Annotated in this window: 20 protein-coding genes, 1 pseudogene and 1 other annotated feature; of the genes and pseudogenes, 18 read left to right on the forward strand and 3 right to left on the reverse strand. The window is 39.0% G+C overall.

What is annotated here, in order from left to right; all coding sequences use genetic code 11:
• The 15 genes and pseudogenes from ACLHDF_RS32400 to ACLHDF_RS32470 all read left to right on the forward strand — a co-directional run.
• Window positions 1-660 (forward strand): 3-oxoacid CoA-transferase subunit B (locus tag ACLHDF_RS32400; protein WP_413922394.1); only part of this gene is annotated, 660 nt, incomplete at its 5' end.
• A complete protein-coding gene (locus tag ACLHDF_RS32405) occupies window positions 660-1,850 on the forward strand; it encodes a thiolase family protein (protein ID WP_413922395.1) in 1,191 nt (396 codons plus the stop codon). The genes ACLHDF_RS32400 and ACLHDF_RS32405, both read left to right, overlap by 1 nt.
• Entirely contained in the window at window positions 1,838-3,223 is a 1,386-nt protein-coding gene (locus ACLHDF_RS32410) for an aspartate aminotransferase family protein (protein WP_413922396.1), read from the forward strand. Before ACLHDF_RS32405 ends, ACLHDF_RS32410 begins: the two co-directional genes overlap by 13 nt.
• On the forward strand, window positions 3,207-4,502 hold the full coding sequence (locus ACLHDF_RS32415; RefSeq protein ID WP_413922397.1) for an aminotransferase class III-fold pyridoxal phosphate-dependent enzyme: 1,296 nt from the start codon (window positions 3,207-3,209) through the stop codon (window positions 4,500-4,502). The genes ACLHDF_RS32410 and ACLHDF_RS32415 overlap by 17 nt, the downstream gene beginning before the upstream one ends.
• A gap of 28 nt (window positions 4,503-4,530) precedes the next feature.
• Window positions 4,531-5,988: an aldehyde dehydrogenase family protein gene (locus ACLHDF_RS32420; protein WP_413922398.1), complete on the forward strand. Its 1,458-nt coding sequence runs from the start codon at window positions 4,531-4,533 to the stop codon at window positions 5,986-5,988.
• Between the two features lie 29 nt (window positions 5,989-6,017).
• On the forward strand, window positions 6,018-7,538 hold the full coding sequence (locus tag ACLHDF_RS32425) for a M81 family metallopeptidase (RefSeq protein ID WP_413922399.1): 1,521 nt from the start codon (window positions 6,018-6,020) through the stop codon (window positions 7,536-7,538).
• Window positions 7,526-8,005 carry a GNAT family N-acetyltransferase gene (locus ACLHDF_RS32430; protein WP_413922400.1) on the forward strand — a complete coding sequence of 160 codons (480 nt, stop codon included), beginning with the start codon at window positions 7,526-7,528 and terminating at the stop codon, window positions 8,003-8,005. The genes ACLHDF_RS32425 and ACLHDF_RS32430 overlap by 13 nt, the downstream gene beginning before the upstream one ends.
• A 42-nt stretch (window positions 8,006-8,047) precedes the next feature.
• A complete protein-coding gene (gene ablA, locus ACLHDF_RS32435) occupies window positions 8,048-9,457 on the forward strand; it encodes a lysine 2,3-aminomutase (protein WP_413922401.1) in 1,410 nt (469 codons plus the stop codon).
• A gap of 2 nt (window positions 9,458-9,459) precedes the next feature.
• Window positions 9,460-9,738 (forward strand): YokU family protein, encoded by a 279-nt coding sequence (locus tag ACLHDF_RS32440; protein ID WP_413922402.1) that lies wholly within the window; start codon window positions 9,460-9,462, stop codon window positions 9,736-9,738.
• Window positions 9,739-9,839: 101 nt separating this feature from the next.
• Window positions 9,840-11,321, forward strand: coding sequence for an amino acid permease (locus tag ACLHDF_RS32445; RefSeq protein WP_413922403.1), 1,482 nt, complete (start codon window positions 9,840-9,842; stop codon window positions 11,319-11,321).
• Window positions 11,322-11,526: 205 nt separating this feature from the next.
• Window positions 11,527-11,784 (forward strand): annotated as a pseudogene (locus ACLHDF_RS32450) (hypothetical protein).
• 40 nt (window positions 11,785-11,824) lie between these two features.
• The gene (locus tag ACLHDF_RS32455; protein WP_413922404.1) at window positions 11,825-12,286 is read left to right on the forward strand and encodes an N-acetyltransferase family protein; all 462 of its coding nucleotides are present in this window, start codon (window positions 11,825-11,827) and stop codon (window positions 12,284-12,286) included.
• Window positions 12,287-12,476: 190 nt separating this feature from the next.
• The gene (locus tag ACLHDF_RS32460) at window positions 12,477-13,649 is read left to right on the forward strand and encodes an iron-containing alcohol dehydrogenase (protein WP_413922405.1); all 1,173 of its coding nucleotides are present in this window, start codon (window positions 12,477-12,479) and stop codon (window positions 13,647-13,649) included.
• Between the two features lie 181 nt (window positions 13,650-13,830).
• Window positions 13,831-14,949 (forward strand): MFS transporter, encoded by a 1,119-nt coding sequence (locus ACLHDF_RS32465; protein WP_413922406.1) that lies wholly within the window; start codon window positions 13,831-13,833, stop codon window positions 14,947-14,949.
• A complete protein-coding gene (locus ACLHDF_RS32470) occupies window positions 14,888-15,292 on the forward strand; it encodes a hypothetical protein (RefSeq protein WP_413922407.1) in 405 nt (134 codons plus the stop codon). The genes ACLHDF_RS32465 and ACLHDF_RS32470 overlap by 62 nt, the downstream gene beginning before the upstream one ends.
• Before the next feature lie 165 nt (window positions 15,293-15,457).
• Here ACLHDF_RS32470 and ACLHDF_RS32475 read toward each other — a convergent pair whose 3' ends face one another.
• Entirely contained in the window at window positions 15,458-15,850 is a 393-nt protein-coding gene (locus ACLHDF_RS32475; RefSeq protein WP_413922408.1) for a (2Fe-2S) ferredoxin domain-containing protein, read from the reverse strand.
• Between the two features lie 93 nt (window positions 15,851-15,943).
• Window positions 15,944-16,213 (reverse strand): 30S ribosomal protein S14, encoded by a 270-nt coding sequence (gene rpsN, locus ACLHDF_RS32480; protein ID WP_413922409.1) that lies wholly within the window; start codon window positions 16,211-16,213, stop codon window positions 15,944-15,946.
• Window positions 16,214-16,470: 257 nt separating this feature from the next.
• On the opposite strand from rpsN, the gene ACLHDF_RS32485 reads away from it, so the two are divergent.
• The 3 genes from ACLHDF_RS32485 (at window position 16,471) to ACLHDF_RS32495 (ending at window position 21,502) form a co-directional block, all read left to right on the forward strand.
• Window positions 16,471-16,929 carry a cell wall hydrolase gene (locus ACLHDF_RS32485; RefSeq protein WP_413922410.1) on the forward strand — a complete coding sequence of 153 codons (459 nt, stop codon included), beginning with the start codon at window positions 16,471-16,473 and terminating at the stop codon, window positions 16,927-16,929.
• 643 nt (window positions 16,930-17,572) lie between these two features.
• Window positions 17,573-17,799: a binding site (T-box leader), on the forward strand.
• A 321-nt stretch (window positions 17,800-18,120) separates the two neighbouring features.
• Window positions 18,121-19,338 (forward strand): threonine--tRNA ligase, encoded by a 1,218-nt coding sequence (thrS, locus tag ACLHDF_RS32490; protein ID WP_413922411.1) that lies wholly within the window; start codon window positions 18,121-18,123, stop codon window positions 19,336-19,338.
• Window positions 19,339-20,101: 763 nt separating this feature from the next.
• Window positions 20,102-21,502, forward strand: coding sequence for an amino acid permease (locus tag ACLHDF_RS32495; RefSeq protein WP_413922412.1), 1,401 nt, complete (start codon window positions 20,102-20,104; stop codon window positions 21,500-21,502).
• A gap of 58 nt (window positions 21,503-21,560) precedes the next feature.
• Here the strand turns inward: ACLHDF_RS32495 and ACLHDF_RS32500 are convergent, their stop codons facing one another.
• Complete coding sequence (locus ACLHDF_RS32500; protein ID WP_413922413.1) at window positions 21,561-22,769, reverse strand: MFS transporter; 1,209 nt, start codon at window positions 22,767-22,769, stop codon at window positions 21,561-21,563.
• Between the last annotated feature and the right edge of the window lie 74 nt (window positions 22,770-22,843).

The following is a 22,843-nucleotide window of genomic DNA, read 5'->3' on the forward strand; positions in this document are numbered from 1 at the left end:
AACGTCAAACAATACATTGCTGCGCGTGCTGCAAAAGAGCTTTGTCACGGAGATGTAGTGAACTTAGGGATAGGGATTCCTACCCTTGTTGCTAATTATATTTCACCCGATGTTCATGTGTTTTTACATTCAGAAAACGGGATTCTCGGTGTTGGGCCTACTCCTAAAGAAGCTTATGTAGATCCAGAACTTGTGAATGCCGGGAAGCTGCCCGTCACGATTTTGGAAGGCTCCTCATTTTTTAACAGCGCTGATTCCTTTGCCATGATACGCGGAGGTCATGTGAATGTATCAATACTTGGAGCACTTCAAGTAGATGAATCAGGCCGAATTGCGAACTGGGCTGTTCCCGGAAAAAGTGTTCTTGGTGTAGGAGGGGCAATGGATTTATTAGAAGGCTCAAAAAAAGTTATTGTTACGACTCTTCATACGAATAGTCAAGGAGAGTCAAAATTAGTCAAAAAGTTAACCTATCCGCTTACTTCAGAGCGGCGAGTCGATATGATTATTACGGAATTAGCTGTCTTTTCGGTAACGGACCTTGGTCTTGAACTTCTTGAAGTAGCTCCGGGTGTTTCTTTAGAAGAAGTACAGCAAAAAACACAGGCTTCTTTTCACGTTTCTAAATTGTTTAGTAAAGACAATGAGGTGACGGCATAATGGCAGTGATTGTAAATGCATTCCGAACCCCGATTGGAAAGTTTGGCGGTTCGCTTGTAGATACTCTTCCGGAAGAACTAGTCTCTCTTGTGATGAAAAACAATTTGTCTTCGGCTGGATACACGTCAGAAATTGTTGATGAAATTATCGTCGGACAAACGAAGCAAAGCGCTCATGCTCCTAATATAGCAAGAGTAGCTGGGCTGAGAGCTCAATTCTCTGAACGTATTCCAGCTTATACCGTACACCGCCAGTGCGGATCGGGCATGCAGGCTGTGATGAACGGAGCCATGTCCATTTTATCAGGTCAAGCCGAAGTAGTATTAGCCGGAGGAGTGGAAAGCATGTCTCAAGCACCGCACTATACGGTAGGCACTCGTTTTGGTTTTCACGTTGGTGATTTAACACTCTATGACTCTAATACAGAAAGTCAGCTAAAATCACAGCCTGAAAGTTTATATGGAACGTTTACAATGGGACAGACGGCCGAGTGGCTCGCTGAAAAGTATAGTATTAGCCGCACGGAACAAGATGAATTTGCTTTTTATAGTCAGGAAAAAGCTAGGCGGGCTATAGAACTTGCTTTGTTTGAAGAGGAAATTATCCCTGTGCCTGTAAAAGAAGGAAAAAAAGGAATCAGGCATTTTGCAACTGATGAGTTTCCTCGGCCTACTAGTAAAGAAAAGCTTCGTACTCTTAAGCCAGTTTTTCAAAGGAATGGAACAGTGACAGCCGGCAACTCATCCGGCAGAAACGATGGCGCTTCAATGTTGCTGTTGATGTCGGAAGAAAAAGCTGAGTATCTTGGATTAACACCTATGGCAAAAATTGTGTCTTTTGCCGCAGCAGGCGTCTCCCCAAAGGAAATGGGAATTGGTCCTGTTTCGGCTTCACAAATTGCTTTAAATAAAGTCGGTTTAAGCTTAAATGATATGGACTTAATTGAATTAAACGAAGCATTTGCCGCTCAAAGTATTGCTTGCTTAAGAGAATGGGATATCACATCAGAAAAAGTGAATGTAAACGGAGGAGCGATTGCGCTTGGACACCCTTTAGGCTGCTCGGGAGCAAGAATCATAACAACTCTTTGTCATGAGCTTGAAAAGCAAAAAAGACGATACGGTCTCGCAACTATTTGCGTTGCGGGAGGCTTAGGAATGGCGACGGTGGTGGAAAGATGGACAAAATAAAAAGAGATCATGTGTTTCATAGAGATTTAACTAAAAAGTACCCAATGATTACACATGGTGAAGGAAGCTACTTAATAGATGAACAAGGAAAAAGGTATTTAGACGGCTGCTCTGGAGCTGTGGCGGCAAACTTAGGGCACGGCATTATCCAAATAGCTGAGGCGATGGCTGATCAGGCAAAAAAAGCGGCGTTTGTTCATACATTACGCTTTGAAACGGATGTTTTGCATAAACTTGCAGATAAAATTGCTCAAATGGCTCCACTTCATTTAAACAAAGTCTATTTTACATCAGGAGGATCAGAAGCTAATGAAAGTGCATTAAAGTTGGCAAGACAATATCACAGAGATGCCGGAAAGATGCAAAAGCACATCGTGATTGGGAGATGGCAGTCCTATCACGGAAATACGATAGGTGCACTATCAGCCGGGGGGGATGTAAAAAGACGATATCCTTATACGCCTAATCTCTTACATTTTGCTCATGTCTACTCTCCGTATTGTCATCACTGTCCGTATAATCGCAATCTAGAAGACTGCGTGGCAAATCAAAACTGGAGCTGCATCACCGATATTGAACGTACCATTTTAGAACTTGGTCCAGAAAATATTTCAGCTTTTATTGCGGAACCGATTGTAGGAAGTCAACAAGGAGCTGTTGTACCTCCGCTTGATTACTTTAAAAAAGTACGTGAGCTTTGCAGCCGCTATGACATTCTTTTAATTATTGATGAAGTTATGACAGGCTTTGGGAGAACGGGCACTGATTTTGCAGTGGAACAGTTCGGAATTGAACCGGATATCATAACGTTTGGGAAAGGAGTTTCAGCAGGTTACGCTCCTTTAGGAGGAATGATTGTCCATGACCGTCTGATTCAAGGGCTGATAGAAAATAGCAGCGGGAAATTTCTTCATGGCTATACGTACAGCGGACATCCTGTTTCGATAGCGGCAGGGCTTGCTGTTTTGGATATGTATGAAGAAATAAACATTCTTCAAAACGTAGAAACTCAAGGCGCGTATTTAATGGAATGTTTAGTAGCCCTGCAGCACAAGCATCCTTATATTTCAGATATTCGCGGGCGCGGCCTTTTAATCGGCTTAGAACTAATGAAAGATGCCAGTCAACAGGTATTTTTCAACCCAAGTGAAGCGGCTAGCGAAAAGCTCAATGAAATTTGTATGGAGCTTGGAGGTGTGTTTTATCCAGGATCCGGATCTGTAGATGGACATAAAGGAGAACATATTATTATCAGTCCTCCTTTAAATATAACGAAATCAGAAGTTGAGGAACTAGTGAGATTGCTAGATAATGCATTTTCTATTTTTCATCAACACATGAGAAAGGATGAGTCATATGAAAGTACAAAATAAAACAGAAGAGCTTCAAATCAAAGGAAAAAAACATTTATCACCCGTGATGACAAGAGTAACAGAACTTGTTATTGAAAAAGCTCATGGTGCTAAATTCTGGACAGCTGATGGAAAGGAATATGTTGATTTTGTATCAGGAGTAGCCGTGAATGCAGTAGGACATACCCATGAAAAGATGGTGGAAGCAATTAAAAAACAAGCAAATCAACTGCTTCATCTAGGCCTAAACTACGGCTACTACGAAACAGCTGTGAATTTGGCAGAAAAGCTTGCGCAAATAACGCCGGGAAATCTAGACACGGTGTTTTTTTCAAACTCAGGCGCAGAAGCCATTGATGGTGCGCTTAAGTTGGCAAAAGCGGCCACTGGCAGACCTGCGATTATTGCTTTTGAAGGTTCTTTTCATGGTCGTACACTAGGAGCTACAGCTATTACAGCTTCAAGCTCTAAATATCGCAGCTACTACGAGCCAATTTTGGGAGAAGTGTATCACGCGCCTTATCCGTATCCAAGTCAGCTTCCTAATATTGACGAGGAAGAAGCGGAAGCATATTGCTTAAATCAACTGCAAAAGCTGTTTGAACTGCGAGTCGATCCTTCACGCGTAGCAGCGATTGTAATTGAGCCAGTCATGGGCGAAGGAGGCTATTACCCTGCTCCTTCTAGCTTTTTACGCGCACTGAGAGAGATAGCGAATGATTATGGAATTCTGCTTATTTTTGATGAAGTGCAGACGGGATTCGGGCGCACTGGGAAAATGTTTGCATCAGAACATGCTGGAGTTACGCCAGATATTTTAGTTTTAGCAAAAGCTCTTTCCGGTGGCATGCCATTAGGAGCGATTGTAGCAAGCCGGGAACTGCATGAGAAATGGCCAACAGCAGGACACGGTTCTACTTTTGGAGGAAATCCCGTATCATGCGCAGCTGCTTTAGCTAATATTTCAATCATTGAAGAAGAAAAGCTTGTAGAGCGCAGTGAAAAAGTAGGTGCTGACATTGTAAAACGCCTTCAACATTCCATCGGACATTTACCTGCCATCAAAGAAGTCAGAGGAATCGGTATGATGATTGCTATTGAATTTCATGTTGAAACCGCAGCTGCTTATGTCCCTGTTGTTAAATCAAAAGCGCTGGAAAAAAGACTGCTTATTATGAACTGCGGAGTCAAAGGTCAAACCATTCGTTTAATGCTGCCGCTAAACATTGATGAAGACGTGTTGAATCAAGGGCTGTCTTTGCTAGAAGAAGTCATCATAGAAGCAGTTTCAAATAACTAGCTTTTAAAATAAAAGGGAGGGTAACGATATGAGACAGACTAAAACCGAACTGTTACAAGGAAATTTATATATTAACGGAGAGTGGGTAAGCGAAGAAAAGCAAACCTATTTTGAAAGTATAAATCCTGCAACACAAGAGCTTGTCGGAACATGCGCAGCCGCTACGGCTAGTCAAGTGGATGATGCGGTAAAAGCGGCTAATGCAGCCTACAGCCACTGGGAAAATACATCTATTCCTGAACGTGCAGCATATTTAACAAAAGCAGCTGAGCTTTTTGAAAACAGAAAAGAAGAGCTAGCTCAAGTGATGACAAAAGAGATGGGAAAGCCGCTGACAGAATCCAGAGGAGAAGTTGGGGTTGTTATTGCAACAGCTCAGTATATGGCGGGAGAAGGAAGACGTTTGTTTGGCGAAATAGTGCCCGCTGGCTTTCCTGACCGAGATATAAAAATGGTGCGCGAACCGCTTGGAGTTGTGGCATGCATTACACCTTGGAACTTTCCTGTTTCTCTCGCTTCTTATAAAATGTTTGCCGCTTTAATCGCTGGCAATACCGTTGTCTGGAAGCCAGCTTCAGAAGTGGCGCTTTCAGCGAATATTTTTATGGAAGTATTACACGCTGCGGGATTTCCAAAAGGAACAGTTAACTTGCTTACGGGATCAGGCAGAATCGTTGGACAAAAGCTTGCTACGCATCCGGAAGTGAAAATTATCTCGTTTACAGGCTCCACAGAAGTTGGGCAACAATTAGCAGAAATAAGTAGCAAAACCTTAAAACGAATTTCATTAGAGCTAGGAGGGAAAAACGCGGTTATCGTATTAAAAGATGCCGACTTAGACAAAGCAGCGGAAGGAATTATTAAATCAGCGTTTACAACAACAGGACAGCGCTGTACCGCAGCTAGCAGAGTGATTGTGGAACGTTCAGTCAAAGAAGAGCTTTTGAAAAAAGTAGTAGCTCTTACAAAAGAAATGAAAATTGGAAATGGTCTTGAACAAGGAGTTGTGATAGGCCCACTTGTAAATGAACAGCAGTGCCGTCTAGTAGAAAATTACGTGCAAAAAGCGATAGAAGAAGGAGGGAATATTGCGCTCGGAGGTTACCCTTTATCAGAGTTAGGTACTTGTTATTACACGCCTACTATTATTGATGACGTTCGTTCTAACCACACAATTGCTCAAGAAGAGATTTTTGGTCCTGTACTTGCTTTTATGGAAGTAGATGGCTATGAAGAAGCAATGAGCATTAATAACGGGACGATGTATGGGCTTTCCACTTCTATTTATACAAGCAGCTTGCATTATGCCAACAGAGCAGCCAAAGACGCGGTTAGCGGATTAGTCTATATCAATAACGGAACATCTAATGCTGAAATGGGGGTAGCATTTGGAGGAATGAAAATGTCTGGAAACGGCCACCGAGAAGTTTCTCATCATGCATTTGATGTAATGACAGAGTGGAAGTCTATCTACACTAATTATTAATCTCGCACCTTAGCGAAAAGGAGGAGAACATGTCTTCATATCGCATTGGCATTGCCTTTTTTTATCACGAATCTCACAGCTTTAGTCCATTAAAAACAGAAATTGAACAGTTTGTACAAGAAGGATATTTTGTTGGAACGGAAATATATAAAGCATATTCAGGAACAAAAACAGAAGTAGGGGGATTTTTAGATGTATTAAAGCAAGAAGAGCAGGTAGAAATTGTTCCCCTTGTTTGTGCAGCTGCGGTTCCGTCCGGTATTGTATCTTCTGAAGCTTATCACACAATTGAAAAGCAAATGCTGCATGTGCTTACTCATGCCGGCCGGCTGGACGGTTTGTTAATCGCTTTGCACGGTGCAATGGTAGTAGAACATCTTTTTGATCCTGAAGCCCATTTATTAGGCCAAATAAGAAGTTGTATAGGAAGTGACGTTCCAATTGCTACTACGCTCGATATGCATGCAAATGTCAGTGAAGATATGCTTTCGTACACGCCGCTTCATTTCGGTTTTAAAACATATCCCCATGTTGATATGTATGAACAAGGGGTGAATGCAGCGCGAGCGCTTTTAACACAAATAAAAGAGAGCGCTGTCTATTATGCGTCTTTAAAGAAATTGCCTATGCTTTTGCCGTCAATTAATATGCGAACAGCAGAAGGACCTATGAAAAAAATGATTGACCTTGCTAAACAAGCCGAGCAAGAAGAAGACATATATAATGTTTCCATTTTTGGAGGCTTTCCGTATTCCGATATTCCAATTGCCGGAGCAAGCGTGCTCGTAGCTGCTTTGAATCCTGAAACAGCAGAAAAAGTGGCAAAGAAACTAGCTTCTCAGTTTTGGAGTATAAAAGAAGAATTTATCATGGATTTGCCTACCGTTGAAGAAGGTCTACAAACAGCGTTAAAACTATCAAGCGAACAGCCGATTGTACTCGCTGATATAGCAGACAATCCTTTAAGCTGCGGAAGCGGCGATACAACAGAGCTTTTAAAATACATGCTGAAGTTAAATATGCCGGGTATGCTGTTTGGAGGTCTTTATGACCCTGACTCTATCAAACAATGCGTACAAGCAGGGGTTGGAAATTACGTCTCTCTCTCCTTAGGAGGAAAAGTTTCTCCTGAGTTCGGAATGCCCGTTGAAGTTGAAGCAAAGGTCGTTGCTTTGTCGGAAGGTGAGTTTTGTAATTCAGGACCGTTTAATCAGCATTTAAAAGTAAATGTAAAAGGTGCAGCTCATATTCAAGTAGGAGAATTAGACATTTTACTGATTGGGAGGCCGGTATCAGCTAATGACCCTGAGCTTTTTCGTCATATTGGCATTGAGCCAGCGACGAAAAAAATGATTGGTTTAAAAGCTAAAAATCATTTCAGAGCTGCCTTTGAACCGCTTGTAGGCTCTATCATCTATGTTGATGCCCCTGGCGTAGCATCAAATCGCTTAACGACCTTTAATTATCGGCACCTTCCAAGCCCAATATGGCCGCTGCAAGATGCAAAATATGAAAGTGAAAAAAGGAGGAAAGAGAAATGGATGCATTAAAAGAGCAGTACTATATCGAAGTCCCAGAGTCGTTAAGTCCCGAGCAGCAAAAGGTGATGATTGAACTTGAAAAAGATGCATTTCCGGGCATGGGAGCTGTTGATGAACAGACGCTTGTACCTTTAGCCCGCTATGGCAAGCTCATTCAATATTTCCAGGAAAATGATGCAAGGCCAATTGCCATTTGCGAGTTGCTTCGAGATTACAAAGATGTCAAAAAAGCCTATATCTTTGGTTTCTACGTCCGCTCTGACAAACAAGGAAGCGGAATTGGACAGCATTTTTTAAAAGAAATATTTTCGATTCTACAAAAAGATGATTTCGAAAGCGTTTGCTTGACGGTGAATGTAAAAAATGAAGGCGCTGTGAAGCTGTATAAAAAAATGGGATTTATGATCAAAGAAACGCGAGCAGAGGAGTTTGGCGAAGGAGAAGATCGTTATTATATGGTGCGGTCAATCTGTTAGTGGAAAATCTATTCAAAAAATAAACTTTGGAGGGAATATAAAATGAAAAATACATTATATAAAGCAAGCAGACACTGGAAAGAAATCGAGCTTTGGAAAGATGTAACGGACGAGCAGTGGAATGACTGGGTATGGCAGCTGACAAACACGATTAAAACATTGGAAGATTTAAAGCAAGTCATAAATTTAACGCCACAAGAAGAAGAAGGTGTAAAGATCGCAACCAAAACGATTCCGTTAAATATCACTCCTTATTACGCATGGTTAATGGATGAGAATGATCCGAAATGTCCAATCAGAATGCAGTCCGTTCCTATTTCAGAAGAACTGCATAAAACAAGATATGATTTAGAGGATCCGCTTCACGAAGATGAAGATTCACCGGTTCCTGGCTTAACCCACCGTTATCCCGACCGCGTGCTGTTTTTAGTTACAAATCAATGTTCTATGTACTGCCGCTACTGTACAAGAAGACGTTTTTCAGGACAAATCGGAATGGGCGTTCCAAAAAAACAGCTTGATACAGCTATTAATTATATTGCAGCCAATCCTCAAATTCGCGATGTATTAATTTCCGGGGGAGATGGTCTACTAATCAATGATAATATTTTAGAATATATCTTGAAGAATTTGCGTGATATTCCGCACGTAGAAATTATTCGTATCGGTACAAGAGCGCCGGTAGTCTTCCCTCAGCGTATTACAGAAAATCTGTGCAACATCTTAAAGAAATATCATCCGGTTTGGCTAAATACGCACTTTAACACATCAATTGAAATCACAGAGGAATCAAAGCGTGCCTGTGAAATGCTTGCAAATGCAGGAGTTCCAGTTGGGAACCAAGCCGTTATTTTAGCTGGAATTAACGACAGCGTGCCAATCATGAAGCAGCTTATGCACGATTTAGTAAAAATCCGCGTGCGTCCTTACTACATTTATCAATGTGATTTATCAGAAGGAATCGGTCATTTCCGTGCGCCAATCAGTAAAGGGCTAGAGATTATGGAAGGACTTCGCGGTCACACGTCCGGCTATGCAGTTCCTACGTTTATCGTTGATGCTCCTGGAGGAGGCGGTAAAATTCCGCTGCAGCCAAACTATATTATTTCTCAAAGCTCCAACAAAGTGGTACTTCGAAACTTTGAAGGTGTTATTACATCTTATCCGGAGCCGCAAAATTATCAAGCTGGAAGCGCAGAAGAATTTTATAAAAAAGTATATCCTGAAGTGTTTGAAAAATTTGAAAGCAACGGTGTCCTTTCGATTATCGATGATACAAAGTTCAACTTAACGCCAGAAGGTTTAAACCGTCTTGACCGCCGAAAAACGTATCATGAAAATCCAGAGCATAGCTCTTTAAAAGACAAGCGTGAAAAGCGCGATCAATTAAAAGAGAAAAAATTTGAAACACAAATGAAGAAATACGAAACAGCGGGAGCGAAGGAGGAATAATATTGAGGTGCCAATGGTGCGAATCATATGAAGCGAAAGAGACGGATGCAACAGTTTACTGGGAGCTTCCTGATGGCACAAAAGCCATAGAAATTAAAGAGACGCCTTCCATTACATGTTCAGAGTGCGGAATTACGTATCAAACAGATGAAACGGTTGGGCATATTGAAGATCAACTGTTTTTAATCAACACCGCTGCCTTAGAAAAAAGTGTAACGTACGAACAGCTTATGAGCTTGCCTCGTCTATTAAAACGAAACTACTTTGATTTTTCAAAGTAAGCAATGAAGGGTCCATCTCCTACTTTTTATAGGAGATGGATATTCTTATATGCTTTACGTTAAACATGTTCGCATAGGTCATTTATAGAGGTGGGATAAGTATGGAAGCGGTCGATATAAATCGTAATGAAACAGAAAAAAAGCAGGACGATAAGCATGTAAAACGCCATTTAAAAGCGCGGCATATGACGATGATTGCCATTGGAGGTTCAATAGGAACTGGTTTATTTCTAGCTACGGGATCTTCCATCCAAACTGCTGGCCCGGGAGGAGCGCTGATTGCTTACGGCGCCATTGGAATTATGGTTTATTTTCTTATGACTAGCCTTGGAGAAATGGCCACGTTTATGCCGGTGTCAGGTTCTTTTTCAACGTACGCCAGTCGTTATGTAGATCCAGCTCTTGGCTTCGCACTCGGCTGGAATTACTGGTTTAACTGGGCTGTTACACTCGCTGTAGAAATAGCGGCTTCTGCTATTATCATGAAATTCTGGTTTCCTGGTGTGCCAAGTATTATTTGGAGCGCTTTATTTTTAGGCTTAATTTTTTTACTTAATTTCCTATCCGTAAAAAGTTATGGAGAATCTGAATATTGGTTTGCTCTCGTGAAAGTAGTAACAATCATTGTATTTATCGGAGTGGGCCTTCTAACGATTTTTGGCATTTTTGGCGGTGAATATATTGGCTTTAAAAACTTTACATTAGAAGAAGCACCGATCAACGGCGGATTTCTGTCCGTTCTAAGCATTTTCTTTATCGCAGGATTTTCTTTTCAAGGTACAGAGCTAGTCGGTATTGCTGCGGGGGAAAGTGAAAATCCGAAAAAGAATATACCAAAAGCCATTCGACAAGTGTTTTGGCGTATTCTTCTATTTTATATTGCAGCCATTGCTGTGATCGGGCTTATCATTCCTTACACAAGTCCATCTCTTTTAGGAGGAGATGTGGATAACATTGCTGTTAGTCCATTTACGCTTGTTTTTGAAAAAGCAGGAATTGCAGCTGCTGCTTCGGTGATGAATGCTGTTATTCTTACGTCAGTTTTATCAGCCGGAACGTCTGGTTTATATGCCTCTACACGCATGTTATGGTCAATGGCAAATGAAGGGCAAGCCCCTAAAGCGCTTCGAAAAATTAATCGTCGAGGAATTCCAGTGAACGCGCTTGTTTTAACCACTATCATTGGCGGTCTTGCCTTTTTAACATCGATTTTTGGTGATCAAATGTATATGTGGCTTTTAAACGCTTCAGGAATGAGCGGATTTATTGCGTGGATCGGCATTGCCATCAGCCACTACCGTTTCCGAAAAGCATATGTCGCTTCAGGAAGAGAGATAGATAAGCTGGCGTATAAAGCAAAATGGTTCCCTCTAGGCCCTGTTCTTGCATTTGGAATGTGTCTCATCGTTATTCTAGGACAGAACTATCAAGCGGTACTTTCTGACAAAATTGATTGGTACGGCTTAACGGTTTCATACATCGGCCTTCCTCTATTTTTAGCAACGTGGTGGGGATATAAAATAGCAAAAAAAACCAAGGTTGTGCCCTTGCATGAGTGTATTCAAAAAGAGGATAAAAAATAAAATATAGTAACCATCATCCAGAAAAAAGTGAACCTTATTATTTAAGGTTCACTTTTTTAATAGAAGTTACAAAAAAAATTCTATGTCAATCTTAACAACAAAGAAGGGGATATAAAACAGAAAGACAAAATGTTAATTGACTTACAAATAAAGAAAATTATTCTATAATTATAAAGAGAAACAGAAATCAAAGGGGATGTATAAAATGTTTACACCAGCTATCAGTGTCCAAAAAACAAATGATAATCTCATTATAAAATGGCAGCTTGCACATTTTACGGTTCCGTTAGAGGACATTCTTGAAGTAACGGAAGATGACACATACGGTGGTAAAGAAGTAAACGCCATTTGAATTGGACCTCCGTACGGAACGACTGACCGAACCTTTATTAAAACGACCAATAAAAACTATCTGTTATTTACCTCGAACGCACCAGCTATATTAAACGAAATAAATTTATAACGACCATTACCAAATACTGAGATACATGGGAGAGAGAAAATTGAAGATTAGCCGTACTTTCGATGCTGATATGATTGCCAAGCTTAATCAGTCTGTTCATCAACTGCATGTAGAATTATACCCGCAGCACTTTCAAAAATATGATGTTCATCAGATAAATAAATTTTTTAAGGAAATGATGGAGTACGATAGGTTTATCTTCCTTTTAGCAAAAGACGAAGGACAACATGTGGGATTCGCTTGGCTAGAACTAAAGCAGTATTCACAAACAGTGTTTAAAAAAGCTTACGAGTCAATTTACGTTCATCAAATAAATATCGTAGAACAACATAAAAATAAAGGATTTGGTTCAGATTTGATGAAAGAAATCTATAGCATTGCTCGTAAGAAAGACATACATACAATTGAGTTAGATTATTGGAGTGATAATACGATTGCAGAGAGCTTTTACGAAAAAGAAGGCTTTGTTGCGTATAGAAAAATGGCTTATAAAGAACTTTAAAGAGAGCATCTGCATGCTCTCTTTTCTATGTCTAAGAAATCATTTCCTTTATTTTAATCATCCAATAAAACAAAGTACGCGATTTGAGCACTTAACTCTTGAAAAAAAATTTTTTTACTATTATACTTACATTCTTGTTCGCGTAATGCGACAATTTAATTTACATTCAACTAGGAGGTATACAGATAGTATGGAAAATTTCATTTATCATAATCCCACAAAATTAATCTTCGGAAAAGATCAGCTTCAAGCATTATCAGAAGAACTCCCGAAATACGGAAAAAATATTTTGCTTGTTTACGGCGGCGGAAGCATTAAGAAAAATGGTTTATACGATCAAGTTCTTACGCTGTTAAAAGAGTTAAACGTAAACATACATGAGTTAGCGGGAGTAGAGCCTAACCCTCGCCTATCTACAGTAAGAAAAGGAATTGAAATTTGCCGAAATGAAAACATTGACTTCATGTTAGCAGTCGGCGGTGGAAGCGTTATTGACTGCACCAAAGCAATTGCTGCCGGAACGGAATATGAAGCTGACGTTTGGGATATTATTAACAAAAAAGTAACGGCTACAAAAGCATTGCCATTTGGCACGGTATTAACATTGGCAGCAACAGGTTCTGAAATGAACCCTGATTCTGTTATTACCAATTGGGAAACAAATGAAAAATACGTTTGGGGAAGCTCTGTTACGCACCCTGTATTTTCTATACTAGATCCTATTAATACGATGTCTGTTCCTAGAGATCAAACCATTTACGGTATGGTAGACATGATGAGCCACGTGTTTGAACAATATTTCCATAATGTAAAAAACACGCCTTTACAAGACCGTATGTGCTATTCCGTACTACAAACAGTGATTGAAACAGCACCGAAATTACTAGAAGATCTGCAAAGTTATGAACATCGTGAAACCATTTTATATTCAGGAACAATCGCATTAAACGGAACGCTTCAAATGGGCTACTTTGGCGATTGGGCTTCACATACGATTGAACATGCGGTATCAGCGGTATATGATATTCCTCATGCGGGCGGTTTAGCAATCCTATTCCCAAACTGGATGCGACACGTTGTAGATCAAGATGTAACTCGTATGAAGCGTTTAATGACAAGCATGTTCGACATTGACACTGCAGGTAAAGGCGACAAAGAAATTGCTTTAGAAGGAATCGATAAGCTAAGCGCTTTTTGGTCAAGTCTTGGTGCACCTTCTCGCTTAGCGGATTACAATATCGGAGAAGAGCGACTAGAAGAAATTGCTGGAATTGCTGCTCGTGAAATGGAGCACGGAGGTTTCGGTAACTTTAAGAAACTAAATAAAAATGATATTCTAGCTATTTTAAAAGCGTCACTATAAAGTGAACAACAAGAAAGAAGAAGATATATATCTTCTTCTTTCTTGTTTAGCTTATAGATGACTAGAAATTAAGTAGAGTATGAATAAAGGTCTTTTTCTCAAATTTCAGTTAACAATCAAAGAAAAAGCTTTATAATTAAGTACAGAAAGAAAGCTTTAGAGGATTTAAGGGAGTGGGGAGATGAAAAAGTTCGCGCTAGCTTCATATGCGCTTTATTTGTTGGGCGGATTAGTCATTACAGCCGTAGGGTCCGTCTTACCGCAATTGTTAACACATTATCATGTGTCCTATACGGTTGGCGGACAGCTTGTATTATTAGGCTCTTTAGGATTTTTGATAGGAGTTCCGCTTTCTTCTTTTCTATCAGGACGCTTCAGTGAAATGAACTTACTTACAATCGCCACATTATTGATAGCGCTATCAAAAATAGGTATGCTTTTATTGCCTCCATTTGAATGGATTATTGTATTCAATTTCTTAAACGGTATTGGTGTAGCGGCATTGGAAGTAGTTGTAGCTACTTTAATGATGGAAGTATTTATCGGCAGAAGAGCTATTGTCATGAGCTATTTAGAAGTATCGTTTGGCCTAGGCGCGCTGCTGATGCCGTTAGTAGCTAGCTTATTGATTTCACAGAACAGCTGGAGGTTTTCATTTTTTATAACAAGTGTACTTGCCTTAATAATGGTTGTAGTGTGTAAAATGATTCCTTTTAAAAAAGAGACTGTTCAAACTTCAGAAAGCGATGCTTCAGATGCCAGCTCAGAACCTGCCCCTGTGCTTTCTAAAAATCAAAGGTGGAAAATACTCACTTTTTTTAGTGTAATGATTTTTATGTACGCCGGAGTAGAAAGTAGTATGAACAATTTTCTTTCATCTATTTTTATCACATATCTAGATGTAGTTCCATCACAGGCTACTTTGAGCATAAGCGTGTTTTGGGTGGCTATGCTAATAGGACGAGTGGCTACTGGATGGGTTATTCGAATCGTTACATATGAACGTTATCTTTTTGGCAGCATCGGAGGAACAATTGTGATTTTATCACCGTTTGTGATTAGTAACTGTCGTAACAAACAGAAAATGAGGGAGATTTTAAAAGATAACGACCTTAATAGTCCTTATTTTAAAGAAGTTGGAAATGAGGATGATTCTATCTTTCCAGATTTTAACTTTAAATCTCGCTCTATGAATAGACAAGACACCTATCAGGCAAGAGTAATCTGGGGATATCTCCATGATTATTATCATCACTGCGGAAATAAACCTTTTGACCAACATAATAAGAGCTCATTATAAACAAAAACATGAGTGCTTAAAAAATCTTTCAACTACATATATGTCGGATGATGTTCCTTGGTATTTGCATAAAGCAGAAGGTTCATTATTTGGGTGGCTTTGGTTAGAAGGTTTGCCCTTCAGTAATAACGATCTATACAATAAATTAAAAGCAAAAAACTTGATTGTAGTGCCAGGAGAATCATTTTTTCACGGTAGCCAATCTTCTTCTCACAATCAGGAGTGTATTCGCATAAGTCTTACTGCTACAGATGAGGAGTTAAAGAAAGGAATCCACATTCTTTCATCAGTAGTTAAGAAAATATACAGTTCAAATTCCATATTTGAAACAGAGAAAATATAATTTCTTAAAGATTTAAAGATGACAAGAGCCGCCCTGTTCACTAGGAGCGGCTTTTGGTGTTTAGATTAAGTAACAGATGCATTAGAGAGAACAAACAGACATTTTTAATGATGTTTCTCTGTTCGTTGGTTAATCTTATAAGGGCTATGTTCTCACTGTTATAAATTAAAGTTTTTTAGATGCTTTTATAACGGTTTCTTTTTGTTTCGAGATACCTTTCACAGTACCGTCTGTTCGCTGGAAACCTTCTCCGTAAAAAGTATGGCTTATTTTTTTGAAAAAAGGCTGATTTGTCTTTAAAGAATTGACGAATTCTGGTGCATCATGAGGTTTCATATCCTTATACCAAAGACCGTCTGGATAGGAAATGACGACGCACTTATCATGGCATCTTCCATTACATAGAGTGCGAGTGGTGTGTATGTATGGATCCAATTCTTGATTAGCTATCTCACTTCGAATCGCTTGTGTAACTTCTTCGGCTCCAACTCTATTGCAGCTGCTTCCATTACAAATAAGAACGTGATGCTTCGTTTTATCTAAGTTCCATGTAGCCATTTGATTCCTCCTATTAAAAAGTAATGATTACGATTTATGAAGCGTGTTAATTCTTTTTTTAGCAAAGAGAGAGGCTTTTACTTGATTAGAGATTTACCAGCTTGATTTTTTCACTCCAGGAAGCTGTCCTTTGTGAGCTAACTCTCTAAAAGCAATTCGAGAAAGTTTAAACTTACGCAAATATCCGCGAGGACTTCCCGTTATTTCACAGCGGTTATGCAAGCGAGTAGGCGAAGAATCCCTTGGGAGTTTTCGTAGTTCATCATAATTTCCTTGTTCCTTTAACTGTTTGCTTAAATCAGCATATTTTTCGACAAGTGCTTGGCGTTTCTTTTCTTTTGCTATTTTTGATTTTTTAGCCAAATAATTAATCCTTTCTTAAAACGCCTTCCTAAATCGTAATAATTACTATTTGTATTTTTGCATCATAAACCACTAACGGGGTAAATGCAACTAATACTTACAATTCAGACCACGGTTTTATACTGCTAAAAGCAGTTGAAAAAACACAACAACATCCAATTTCTTTTGGAATTGGATAATTTTTTGCAATGAAAGACTCCTATACTTCTGCTAGCATATGAACCACGTTAAGAAATCGCAAGGAGGCTTTTATTTTTATGATGAAGAAACTATTGATTGCTATAGCAATGCTTATCCCAAGTTTTGGAGCAGGTTACTCAGCATTTGCTGCAGCTCCTGCTCATGAACAGCACATTCAAATAAATAAAAATGATAAAGAATTATTAGCTCGTCTTGTATCAGCTGAAGCCAATGGAGAGCCATATGCAGGCAAAGTGGCCGTGGCGACAGTTGTATTAAATAGAGTCGACAGCAGCAAATTCCCGGACACTGTAAAAGGTGTTATTTATCAAAAAGGTCAGTACAGCCCAGTCATCAACGGTCAAATTAGTAAACCTGCAGACAAAGATTCACAAAAAGCTGTAGAAGAAGCAATTAACTTTCAAGGTCAAGGAAAAGGGTCATTATTCTTCTTTAACCCTGATAAAACGGGAGATCAGTGGCTGCGCGGAAAGCAAGAAACAATTAAAATTGGACATCATGTATTTGCAAAATAACTAAAAAAGCTAATGGTTAGCTATACGCTGCCATTAGCTTTTTTAGGTGTGTACATAAAATAAACAGTAGAGTAATATTCACTATTAGAGCATTAGAATAAATTTTAAGAAGAAATAACATAGTATGAAGTATGCAAGATGAGTTTTCACGTCCATGTGTATAACAAAATAGTTCCTATGAATTTCCGTCCAATATTTACGCGATTAAAAAAGATTTAATATTTTAGTATATTATCGATAGTCTCTGTTTTACCCGAAGTCGCCATTACGTTTTATACGCTTTCTTAAGATGTCTCCAAGAGCATTTTGGATTGGCAGGCAGCTCGGCTGTTTTGTGATATTTTTGTTGCGGATAGAGGATTTGAATGAGCTATATATGGGTTCATAACATTTATCTCGCTTTTCTTCTTTTACCTTTATCGTTACAAAAAACAAAAGTAAAAGTAAGCATAAAATCAATTTATGATAACGCCGTAAGTAAGTTATGAACATTATAATAAAAAACTTTTTAAGTTGGCGTATTCCTAAGTAACTTTTTAGAAATTCAAGCATAAGGTAATTCTATAACATTAAAAAATAAAAAATATCTCTTGACTTCTGTTAAATTTATACACTATAATCGCTTTTAACAACTAACAAACATTATTTGGCAATGAAAAGGACATGAATTAGATGCCGTTTTCTTCGCAGAGAATAGGGCCACTGGCTGAGAGCCCTTAAGAAATCATCTAGTTTACCACCTTAGAGCTATTGCAGGGAACGTACATAACTGAAACTGCAATCGGTAAAACCGTTATCTTTTTTGAGCGTAAAATACGTATGGGTATTTTACGGAATTAGGGTGGTACCACGGCCGCATTCGTCCCTTTTTTAGGGATGGGTGCGGTTTTTTATGTAGGAAAAATGAATATACAAGCAATGAAAAGGACATGAATCATTTTTGAATTTTCTTTACAGAGAGTAGGGTCACTGGCTGAGAACCCTTAGAAAACGAAATGAATTTACCACCTTGGAGCTGCAGCGGGGAATGTGTATACACTGAAACCGCGACCGGTAAAACCGTTATCTTTTTAAGCGTAAAATACGTATGGGTATTTTACGGAATTAGGGTGGTACCACGGCCGCATTCGTCCCTTCTTTAGGGATGGGTGCGGTTTTTTTGTTGAATAAAAACATATTGGAGGAATGAACATGTCAAAACAAATGGAAGCAGAAAAACGAAATCACCAAAAATTAGGTCAAGAACTGGAGCTGTTTATGTCGATGGAAGAAGCTCCTGGAATGCCGTTTTTTTTACCTAATGGAATGATTGTTCGAAATGAGTTAGAAAACTACTGGAAACAAAAGCATTACAAAGCAGGCTATCAAGAAATAAAGACACCCCTCATGATGAAACAGGAGCTCTGGGAACAATCAGGGCACTGGGAGCACTACCATGAGAATATGTATTTTTCAAATGTTGACAAACAAAACTATGCAATTAAACCGATGAATTGTCCCGGAGCTATTTTATTGTTTAACAGCAAGAGAAGAAGCTACCGAGAACTTCCGATTCGATACGCAGAGCTTGGATTAGTTCATCGTCATGAGCTTTCAGGCTCTTTAAACGGATTGCTGAGAGTTCGGTCATTCACACAGGACGACGCGCATTTATTCGTAGAACTTAGTCAGATAGAAGCTGAGATTAGCCGCATTCTAGCGTTTATCCATGACTTTTATTCACATTTTGGCTTCGACTACAAAGTGGAGCTATCCACACGTCCTGAAAAATTTATGGGGGATATTGAAACATGGAACCAAGCAGAAGAGTCTCTTCAATCTGTGTTAATTGAAAAAGGCTTAGACTACCAGGTAAATGAAGGAGACGGGGCTTTTTACGGGCCGAAAATCGATTTTCATATTTTAGATTCCTTAGGTCGCAGCTGGCAGTGTGGAACAGTTCAGCTTGATTTCTTAATGCCAGAGAAGTTTGACTGTATGTATATTGGAGAAGACAACAAACCGCACCGCCCTGTAATGATTCACCGCGCTATATACGGATCCGTTGAACGATTTATGGCTATCTTGATTGAACATTACGAAGGTCAATTCCCTCTTTGGTTAGCTCCTGTTCAACTCAAGCTATTGCCTATTGCACCGCCGCATGTGGAATATGCATATAAGGTGAAACAAGAGCTGGAGTCACAAGGGTATCGTGTTGAGGTGGATGAGCGCATTGAAAAAATAGGTCTGAAAATTCGAGAAGCAGAAATGATGAAAGTTCCTTATATGGCCGTGATAGGAGATAAAGAAGTGGAAAATGAATTGCTTGCCATGCGAAAGCACGGAAAGAAAAATATTGGAACAATAAGTGTTGAAGATGCAGCTATACACTTAAGTAAAGAAATGAATTCAAACGGAGTTTATTGAAACTATTCACCTTACTAAATAGAAAAATCCGATTTTTTAAGTCGGATAGTGATTCCCTTCATCTTGTCTTACACCAAAATGAAGGGAATATTGAACTAGAAGGGTATAAGATAATATATATCAGCGGTATAACTTTTGCCTTAGACAAACGCCGGTATTTTATAAAAAAATTTATCTTATGCCATTCGAATCGTTTGTGCTGGATGAAGCTGAATTCTCATTAGGTAATTTGCTCATCTTTTGCTGATCTCGCTTCTTTTTAGAAGGAGAATAAAAAAGAAATTTAAACATAAAGTACACTCCCAAAGCTAACAAAATACAGCCAATAAGTAAATTAAGCATCTCTTTCCGCCCTTCATACACTTCATTTTTCCTCATTATAACACCCGGTAAGGTAAAACATTCATAGTTCCTTAAATAATACGTACGTCAGGAGTTTATATCTGGAGATAGTTGGTAAAAAAGTTATCTGAAAAACTATAATTTTATTTTTTAGAATATTATTTTTATTCAAACTTATTATGTATAAGTACAATGATAACTGCTTTATTTAGTTTATAAATCTAAAATATAACAATATTAAGAAATCGCTTACAAAAACTCTTGAAATATATATAATGATATTAGTATACTAATAGACAAGTTAGTAACTATTTCTATATAATTACTTCCGTATCTAAAGTAGAAATGGGTAGCCAAATGGGAAAAGACGTCATTTTCAGGTTTTTTAATGGGTGAGTGGCAACAGAGAGGAGAGAGTGCAATGGGAAAACTATTTAAAAAGAAGTCAATCGAGCAATTATTAGAACAAAGTCAAAACAAATCTCTAGTCAAAACATTAGGAGCATTCGATTTGACTCTTCTTGGTATTGGAGCCGTAATAGGAACGGGGGTTTTAGTGTTAACAGGCTTGGTGGCTGCTAACGATGCTGGACCAGCCGTTATTTTTTCTTTTATACTGGCTTCTATTGTATGCGGTTTTGCTGCGCTGTGCTATGCGGAATTTGCTTCAACTATACCTGTATCTGGCAGCGTTTACACCTATACATATGCAACAATTGGAGAAGTGGTAGCACACTTAATGGGATGGACGTTGCTTTCCGTCTATTTATTAACAATGTCAGCAGTAGCAAATGGATGGTCTTCTTATTTTAACAATTTTTTAGAAGGCTTTGGTTTTTCACTGCCAAAAGAATTGATTACGATCCCTGCAAATGGAGGTCTAGTGAACCTTCCTGCTATTTGTATTACACTTCTTATTACATGGCTGCTTTCAAGAGGAACAAAAGAAAGTAAAAAAGTGAATAACTTTATGGTGCTTGTTAAATTATTTATTATCCTTCTTTTTATTATTGTAGGGGCTTTTTATGTGAAGCCGTCTAATTGGACTCCTTTTATGCCTTATGGAATTGAAGGTGTTGTGACAGGGGGAGCGGCCGTATTTTTTGCTTTCTTAGGCTTTGATGCTCTATCTACATCGGCAGAAGAAGTAAAGAACCCGCAGCGCAATTTGCCAATTGGAATTATTAGTTCACTCGTGATCTGCACGATTATTTATGTAGCAGTATGCCTTGTTATGACTGGAGTTGTTTCTTACAAGGAACTGAACGTTCCAGAAGCAATGGCTTATGTTCTCCATTCAGTAGGACAAAATGCAGTGGCAGGAGTTATTGCTGCAGGAGCTGTCATTGGAATTATGGCTGTTATTTTCGCCTACATTTATGCAGCAACGCGCATTTTATTCTCGATGAGCCGCGACGGCTTGCTGCCAAAAGCATTTGCCAAAACAAATAAGAAAACGGGAGTTCCGACTCTTTCTACTTGGCTAGTAGGCGTTATCGGGGCGTTAATTTCAGGATTTATTGATCTGAAAGAACTTGCGAATTTAGCAAATATCGGAGCTCTTTTAACTTTTGGCATGGTGGGCGTCAGTATTATCATCTTACGTAAAACGCATCCAACTTTAAAACGCGGATTTACAATGCCGTTTGTGCCGGTTTTGCCAATTTTATCTGTAGTATCTTGTTTATTTTTAATGATTAACCTTCCTAAAACAACATGGCTATATTTTAGCATATGGATTGTCCTTGGTATAGTTGTGTATATAGGTTACTCTCGTAAACACAGTCGATTAACAAGTAAAGAAATGAAAAAAGCGAGTTAGAAACAAAAAAGAGCCTTTCATCAAAGAAAGGCTCTTTTTTTGTTCAGTTGTTAGACAGTTAGGATGATTGTTCCATATGTTTTTTGCGTGTTTCCACAATAAAGAGACAAGTACTGATAATAAAAGCAGTTCCTACAAAAATGGCGCCGATCCAAGGAAGTGAAGTAAGTCCCATAAGGTTTATGATTACGCCTCCGAAAAAGGCGCCAAAAGCATTTCCTAAGTTAGCAAATGAGTGGTTTGAAGTAGAAGCTAAAGCAGGTGCTTCTTGTGCTAAATTCATAATTTTCACTTGAATACCAGGCATTACAGCAAATGCAGCTGCTCCCCAGAAAAACAGCGTGATAATCGCTGCTGTTGGGCTTTTAACAGTAAACGTAAAAATAGTCAGCACAATGCAAAGAAAAGCAAATATACCTACAACTGAAGGCATTAACTTCCAGTCTGCAAGCTTGCCTCCAACAACGTTTCCAAGTGTAACGCCGCATCCGTATAATACAAGTATCCATGTAACACTATGTTCACTTACTCCTGTAACGTCTTCAAGAAGCGGTGTAATGTACGTAAAAACAGTAAATAAACTACCGCATCCTATTGCGCTTAAAAGAAGCATTACAAGAAGTTTTGGTTGGGTAAAAGCAGCAAACTGCTGTTTTAGACCCGTTAATTTGTCTTGACCAAGCTTTGGGATAAACAGAATAATACCAATAAATGCAATAATCCCCATGATTGTAATAGCCCCAAATGAAGCTCTCCAACCTAGGTGTTGACCAATGAATGTTCCTACAGGAACGCCGATGATATTTGCAATAGTTAAACCTGCCATCATCGTTGCGACAGCACTTGCACGTTTGTGCGGCTGCATGAGCCGTGAAGCAATAACAGCACCCACTCCAAAGAAAGTACCGTGACATAGTGCCGTAACTAAACGAGCTCCCATCAAAATTCCATAGTTAGGTGCAATAATAGCAATCGCATTTCCGAGAATAAATAAAAGCATGAGTAAACAAAGCAGAAGCTTTTGAGGAAGTCGGTGAGTAAAAACAGTTAAAATTGGTGCGCCGATTGCTACTCCTAAAGCATAGCTTGTAATTAGCTGACCAGCAGTCGAAATGCTAACATGAAGGTCTTCTGCAACGTTAGGCAGTATCCCCATAATAACGAATTCCGTCATTCCAATAGCAAAAGCTCCAAGAGTTAACGAGATGAGAGCAATTGGAAAGGAATCTTTCTTACTGACCTGCTCATTAGCATGCATTGTATTCATGTGTAGTCACCCTTTCTGTGTATAAAGTTTATATCTTCTCAAAAAGAAGTCAATTACTAATAATACTTAAGTGA

The sequence above is a fragment of the Priestia megaterium genome, from assembly GCF_046599315.1.
In the GTDB taxonomy this organism is placed as follows: Bacteria; Bacillota; Bacilli; order Bacillales; family Bacillaceae_H; genus Priestia; species Priestia megaterium_F.